Source organism: Streptomyces sp. NPDC056296 (assembly GCF_042268605.1).
GTDB lineage: Bacteria > Actinomycetota > Actinomycetes > Streptomycetales > Streptomycetaceae > Streptomyces.
Genome location: NZ_JBHJRX010000045.1, coordinates 71,977 through 79,111, shown reverse-complemented (window position 1 = coordinate 79,111; position 7,135 = coordinate 71,977). Strand labels below are relative to the sequence as shown.

3 protein-coding genes and 1 pseudogene are annotated in these 7,135 nt (G+C 65.6%); 2 read left to right on the top strand and 2 right to left on the bottom strand.

What is annotated here, in order from left to right; all coding sequences use genetic code 11:
* Positions 1 to 95 precede the first annotated feature (95 nt).
* Positions 96 to 673: pseudogene (locus ACFCZF_RS29225) on the top strand (IS630 family transposase); the annotation flags it as partial.
* Positions 674 to 789: 116 nt separating this feature from the next.
* On the opposite strand, the gene ACFCZF_RS29220 reads toward ACFCZF_RS29225, so the two are convergent.
* Positions 790 to 1,224 (bottom strand): hypothetical protein, encoded by a 435-nt coding sequence (locus tag ACFCZF_RS29220; protein ID WP_375915005.1) that lies wholly within the window; start codon positions 1,222 to 1,224, stop codon positions 790 to 792.
* 53 nt (positions 1,225 to 1,277) lie between these two features.
* Positions 1,278 to 1,784, bottom strand: coding sequence for a hypothetical protein (locus tag ACFCZF_RS29215; protein ID WP_375915002.1), 507 nt, complete (start codon positions 1,782 to 1,784; stop codon positions 1,278 to 1,280).
* A gap of 1,249 nt (positions 1,785 to 3,033) precedes the next feature.
* Here ACFCZF_RS29215 and ACFCZF_RS29210 point away from each other — a divergent pair.
* A complete protein-coding gene (locus tag ACFCZF_RS29210; RefSeq protein WP_376674167.1) occupies positions 3,034 to 7,083 on the top strand; it encodes a GDSL-type esterase/lipase family protein in 4,050 nt (1,349 codons plus the stop codon).
* Positions 7,084 to 7,135 lie beyond the last annotated feature (52 nt).

Below are 7,135 nucleotides of genomic sequence, written 5' to 3'. Positions count from 1 at the left end.
GGCTCCATCACTACAATCACCACCGCCCCCACACCGCAACCGGCGGCAAACCACCCGTCACCAGGTTGACCAACGTCCCTGGGCAGTACACCTAGCCCGGGGTGGGCAAGTACCTCAAGCGGTGGGGACTGTCGTTCCAACGGCCGGACAAGCGGGCCGTCGAGCCGATCCGACAAGGTCACCGGCCGCACCTGGGGCGAGAAGGGCTAGACCCCCGTCGCGCGGCGCAGCGGGAACCGGTCCTTGGTCAACGCCATGTCCGCGATCAACGTCAAGGGCCGGATGCACTCATGCTTCACCGAGCACTTCACCGCCGAGGCGATGTGCCGCTTCCCGGACCGGCTCGCCGGCCACTTCGACCACAAGGTCCACCTCGTGGTCGACAGGCACTCTGCCCACCATTCCAGGGAGGTCCGCGACTGGCTCGTCGCCCACCCCCGACGACGTCGAGCCACACTTTCTGCCGCCGTACTCGCCCGAGCTCAACCCTGACGAACTGGTCAACGCCGACCTCAAGCACAGCCTGCCCAGACAGCACCGGGCCCGGAAGCAGGCCGAACTCGCCCCCGAGACCCGCCGCTTCTTCCGCAGACGCCAGCGACAACCGCACATCGTCCGCGGCTACTTCGGCAGCCCCATCGTCCACTACGTCCTGACCTCCATGCGTTTCTGATCAATAGCCGAGATCGGATTCGCACTGGAAATCCCGTAGCCTGCGACCCCATCCTTTCAACCTCAGCGTCACCCGATCAGTGGCTACACTGAAAGAGCTCTTCAATTTGCACGCATTCAGTAGTTAATGACTGTATCGATGTAGAGTTTGGGATCGTCCGGTAGTTCACCTTCATAGGAGTCGCCCATCAGGGTAGTTTCCCTACCGGTCTGCCCTGCCTTCACTTGACCAAAATCGAATGTGGTGCTTTGCACCCAGTCCTTTCCGTTGCCAATACTGACGGTGACTCTAAAGTTGAGTGGCCTGTCATAAACGTTGGTCATGTTGCAGGCGACATTGAATCCAAGCGCATTGCGCGTGGCGCGCACCTCCGTGTCGCCGAGGGTGACGATTTTCGTCTTCCCCAGGTAACTGATGACCGGCGACGGTTCCGGGCTGGCTTCGGGTGAGTCCGGAGCGCTTGGGGCGCTGCTCTGCGCGGCTGGCGGAGTGGACAAAGGTTTGGGAGGTGTGCCCTCGCTGTTTGAGCAACCGGTAATCAGTGTGGTCATGAGCAGGGCTGCGCCCCAAGTTACGGGGCGCAGCACGTTGCGGCGGGATGGCATCAGTTGCAGGCGCCTACGGTGAGGTAGTTGTCGACGACGACCTTGCTGCCGACCTTCATGTAGGAGTACGCCTGGCCACAGTATCCGCGGTTCTGGTAGACGGGCCCGGCGTAGGAACTGAACGTGCCCTTGTCCTCCACGTCGGGGGTGGACGTGTAGTTGTCCGCCAGCTTGAGGCGCATGTAGTGGGCGGCTCCGGTGTCGTTGAAGAACACGGCGCAGATCGGCCTGTCGTAGTAGCTGTCGCCTGTTTTCTTGCCGTTGGTCCAGGTGTAGGTGGTGCCGTAGTTGCCGTAGCGGGCGGCATCGACGGAGATGCTGTAGCCGGATCCGCACACGTTGGCGGCGGCCGTGGCAGCCCCCGTGTCGGCCGCAATGATCTGCTTGGTTTCGTCTGACGCTTCCTTGTCGACCTTGACGCCCGCGACGTCGATGGCCGCGAGGGGCGTGTTGCCCTTCGGCTCGGCCCGGTCCGCAGCGGAGGCAGCTGGCACTGTCAGCGTCACAGCCAGCACGGCGGCGCAGACGCCCCCCAAACGCACTACATTCTTCACTTTCTCCCCTTAAAGTGACAGCCAGGTGATCCTGGCGCACGGAGAGTACCGCATCGAATGCACATACGAGCGTCGTCGTTGATTCCATGACCCGCCAGGGTGCGAGCACTCGGTTGCTTTGTAGGGGGGTTTCCGCCAGACCGCACCCTCCTGCCGATGTGAGGCAAAGGCGACGCTGGTGCAGCAGGTAGGACGGGACTGGGCAGCGACATCAGGGAAGACGGCAATCCTCGTCGGGCGTCCCGGTGGCGTCATCGCGGGCGTGATCTAGCCAAAATGGCGGTCAGTCGGCGGATCGCTGGCGGTCGGCTGCCCGGTTTGCTCCGAAACGATGCTGCTACTGCACGATTGCCGTGGCTGATGCGCTGGCTACTCGCACCAGATGCCTGACCGACTCGCGGGATCCCGCCCCGTCTTCCTTTCGCCGCATTCCGGTTGCGCAGTAGACCGGGGCAAGCAAGGAAGCGTCGGCCGACGTACCACGGTTCGCACGGGACGATCGACAGAGGCCGGATTCAGCCAACGTACCGAAGCGCGCCGTCCGGCCCGCCCCGTTCCGCTTCACAGGAAAACTACTGATCAGGAGTCGGGGCACGCAGTGTCCGGACACTTCGTCAGCATGACCTTCTTTTGCCATGTCCTCGACCAGTACTCATTTCCGCCGGTGCCACATGTCTAAAGTGACCTCGCACTCAGGCGACCTGGTCTCACTAACCCGGTCTCCGTGTGTCGTCCGGGGGGAGCGAGTGTTGCTGATGCAACGCCGCATACGACCGCATTCCTCCCGTTTTATCGAGACGGGGAGAGACGGGAATGTGACACCTGCCGAAGGTCTCGGCGCTGCAGCCTGAGCCGGCTGGGCCGTCAAGCCCGCCGCGCATCGCATCGAGCCGATGCTCTTCCGCATAGCGGTGACCGAGGACCATCGTCAGCCAGATCACCGCAACAGCGCAGGAGTTCGACGCGTTGCTGCTTGGGAGCAGCCCGAAGACATCCTGGCTGGCCTTCCGAGCAGAGCAGAACAACAGTCGCCTACTCGGTTCCTGACGCAGAGACCGCACAGGCATCGACGCGTGCCAGTGACCCGCCGGCCCTCTCTTCGGGAACGGTCCCATCCGCCCCGCCGACGCATCCACCCGCGTGCAGGGGCTCCGCTGCGCTGCCGCACGAGCGCCCCCGCTTACTCAAGGAGACCAGCGCTTTGAGACGTGTCAACAGACACACGTATGCGCGTGTTCCGATCAGCTGCGCGATCGCCACGGCGATCGCCTTCGGTACCGCGATGCAGGCCCAAGCCGCCCCCGAGCAGGCACCGACGCCGCCTCCGAACGCCACCGAGGGGTGGTCCGATCCCGCAGCGCCCCCTGTGGAGGCGGGCAAGGACGGCAACAAGGACCGCATTCCCGCCGAGAAGCGCGGCAAGGTGCTGGGCAGCGGCTACACCAAGTCCTCCGACACCGCGTGGACCACCATCGGCGATGCCACCGGCTTTCACCTCATGATCGCCGATGAGGCCGCCGGCTACCGCTGGAAGAGCGCCGCGACCCTCGTCGAACCCGGGTTCGCCGACACCGACACCTGGATCGGCAATGCCTGTGTCACCCCTTCCGGTGACCGCGCCCTGGTCGCCTACGCGCCGCGCACCTTCACCAACAAGCCTCATCTCATGGCCCGGGGTGCCTTCACGGCTGCCGTGGACCTGAACTCGGGCGAGGTCACGAAGCTGCCGTTCCAGGCGAGCCTCGCCTACTTCTCGCCCGGCTGCGGCGCCGGCGAGCAGGCTGTTCTGTCGCAGTTCACGGACGAGAACACGTCGGACAGGAACGAGACCCGTCTGATCACCGTCGATGCCCGTACGGGCAAGACGCAGAAAAAGATCACGGTGCAGGGTCAGGTCACTTCCGCGGTCCCCACCCGCGACGGCATCTTCGCCGCGCAGGGCAACGCGATCGTCCGGATCACGGACAGCGGGAAGTCCGAGCTGGTCACACGCACGGAGAACACTCCCTTCAGCCTTTCCGTCACCAAGGGCGGCGGCATCGCCTTCCTGGACCGCAAGCACGACGCGCGGGCCGCGAAGAAGGTGCTGTCCCGCGCCGCCGCGGCGAAGCCCGCCGAGGCCGCCTCCGCCGGCAACAAGTCCGAGGTCAAGTACCTGACCGGTGGGCAGCTCAAGGGCAGGGCCGTCAAGGCCCGGACGGTCGCCGAGGGCGACCTGACCGGCATGGACCTCACACGCGCCGCCGACGGGACCACGATCGTCACCGGCACCGCGAAGAACGTCGGCACCCTGCCCAAGGACGTCCGCAACCCCGGCGGGATCGACAAGGACGCCACCGCCTCTACCATGGCCCGCGCCGTCGTGAACTCCGCGTGGGCCGACGGCAAGGACACCCGGATCCGCCCCTCGGAATACGACACGTCGCGCACGGCCCGCATCGAGATGAGCCACCTGCCCACCGGCAGCGAGCCCGTCTTCGAGGCCAACCCGGCCACGTCCCCGGTCAATCCGGACCCGGCCGAGGGCGAGGTCCGCTCCCCGGCACTCGGCACCCCACCCGCCAAGAGCGGTGGCACCGTGGGCGGCAACAAGATGTCACCCATGCTGAACATCGCCGAGCCGGAGTCGGAACGCACCTGCGCCGTAGAGCGGGGCAACCCGCAGAAGCAAGCGTTCCAGCCGAAGCCGCGGCAGATCGAGTGGGCTGTCAACCGGGCCATCGAAGGCACGATGGACAAGCACGTGTACCGGGCCGCCAACTGGAAGAACATGGGCATGGGCGCCTACGCGCCGCAGGCCCTCATCGGCGGTCGCACCCCGCTGTCCGGCGGCGGGCGTATCCCGGCCCAGGTGTTCCTCGGCATCACCGCCCAGGAGTCCAACATGTGGCAGGCCACCCGCTTCGCCGCACCGGGGACCACCGCCAACAGTCTCATCGGCAACTACTACGGCCTCGTCCACGACGAGCACGGTCAGGTCGACGATCCCTGGGCCATCAACTGGCCAGCTGCAGACTGCGGTTACGGCATCACGCAGGTCACCGACGGCATGCGGCTGCCCGGCAAGCCGTACCAGAACGGCGAGGTACGGCCGTCCAAGCCGCGTGCCTACCAGGAGGCTGTCGCGCTGGACTACACCGCGAACGTCGCGGCCGGCGTGAACATCCTCGCCGAGAAGTGGAACCAGACCCGCAACGCCGGTCTCACCGTGAACAACGGCGACCCGAAGGGCATCGAGAACTGGTTCTTCGCCCTGTGGGCCTACAACTCCGGTTTCTATCCTCAGTCGACCGCAGGGGAGAACGGCGGCAAGTGGGGCGTGGGCTGGGCCAACAACCCGGCCAACCCGACCTACAAGCCCAACCGCACCCCGTTCCTGGAGAACGAGAACGGCGGCGACGACTACTCCCACGCCGCCAAGCCGCAGTTCTGGCCGTACCCCGAGAAGGTCATCGGCTGGGCCGCGCGCCCGCTGGAGGCCCTGGAGGCGCCGGGCACACTCGTACACGGTTTCCGGCCGGCCTGGTGGACCGACGCGATGTTCCGCACCCTAGCCAAGCCGCCGGTCGCTCTGTTCTGCGACGGCTCCAACGAGTGCGACCCGAACAAGATCAAGGAAGGCGCGTCGAACGACTCGCCGGCGACGGGCCCGTGCCAACGCTCGGACTTCCGATGCTGGTGGAACCAGAAGGTCGAGTGGAAGAACTGCGGAGCCGGTGCATGCGGCAACGAGATCTTCCGCTTCAACAACACCTACCCGGAGGAGGCGGACGGCAACGCCCACCCGCCACGGTGCAACTCCGGACTCCCCATCGGCACGACCATCGTCGACAACGTCAACTCGGGTCAGCGAATCGCCGGCACCGATTTCAGACGCTGCTCAGACACCGCGCAAACGTCCGGCTCGTTCAAGTTCGACTTCGCCACGCCCTCGGCCAAGATGGACACCCACCAGCTCGGTGTGGGCTACGGCAACCACATCTGGTTCTCCACCACCCGTAAGGCCAGTTCCCCGGGGACGGATCAGCGGCTGAAGGCCACCGGCACCTGGACCGGCCCCAGCACCGTCAAGGGCTGGACCCGGGTCCTGGTCCACATGCCGAACGTGGCCGCACGGTCCCAGCAGGCGAAGTACTCCGTGTCGGGCACCGACTCCAAGTCTCCGCAGCGTGTCGCCCCGCAGCGCATCCGGAGCAACGAGTGGCGGTCGCTCAGCGTCTTCAACTTCACCGGAACCCCCTCGGTGTCCCTGTCCAACATCACCGACGAAGCGCCGGGAGTGGACATCGCCTGGGACGCCGTCGCCTTCCAGAAACTGGACGCCAACCCGACGCACGTGGTCGGCATGGGAGACTCCTTCGCCTCCGGCGAGGGCGTCGACAGCGAGGGCGGGAAGGACTACTTCCGGGAAACGGACTACAAGGAGGACCTCGGCGGCAGCGAGGTGCTCAACAAGTGCCACCGCTCCAAGCAGGCCTGGATCCGGCAGGCGACCCTGCCCGGCAGGTCACAGTCCATCGGTACGATCTCCGACGACTACGGCAACGTCGACCTGAGTTTCATCGCCTGCGGCGGCGCCCGCACCTACAACGTCTGGACGGGCGGCAAGACACAGTGGAACGCGCTGCCGCAGATGGACCTCGGCTATCTCGACCAGAACACGGACATCGTCACCATCACCATCGGCGGTAACGACTCCCTGTTCACGGACGTGTTCAACGAGTGCGTCTGGGCGGCCGGACTGAAGCTCTGCCAGGACGCGGAGATCGAGACGCGCAACCCAGACACGGGCGACAAGACCGGCCAAATGAGCGGCCCGCTGAAGGAGTTCGTGCCGGGTTGGATCACCGACCAGGTGAAGCCGAGGATCGTCAAGGTACTCAACCAGATCAAGGAACGTGCACCGCACGCCAAGATCTACCTCGTGGGCTACCCGCCGCTGCTGTCCAGCAACGGTCAGTGCATCCCGGGTATCGGCACCGAGGAGGCGCCGTGGCTGAACGAGGAGGTCGCTCCGAAACTGAGCCAGGAAATGAAGGCCGCGGCGACATCGGTCGGAGCCACCTTCGTCGACCCCGCCCCGGACTTTCAGGGCAAGGCAATCTGCGGTGACCCGGAATCCATCCACGGTATCGTCACCACCGGCCGCTCCGAGGCAGACAACGAGGCGCCCAACCCGTCGATGAAGTCGTTCCACCCGAAGATCGCCGGAGCCCGGCTTTACGCCAACGCCCTGGAACGCGCCCTGTAGGAACTGAAGGACAGACCACCTGCTGGTCACCGTCCGCACCCAGCCGTGGGCC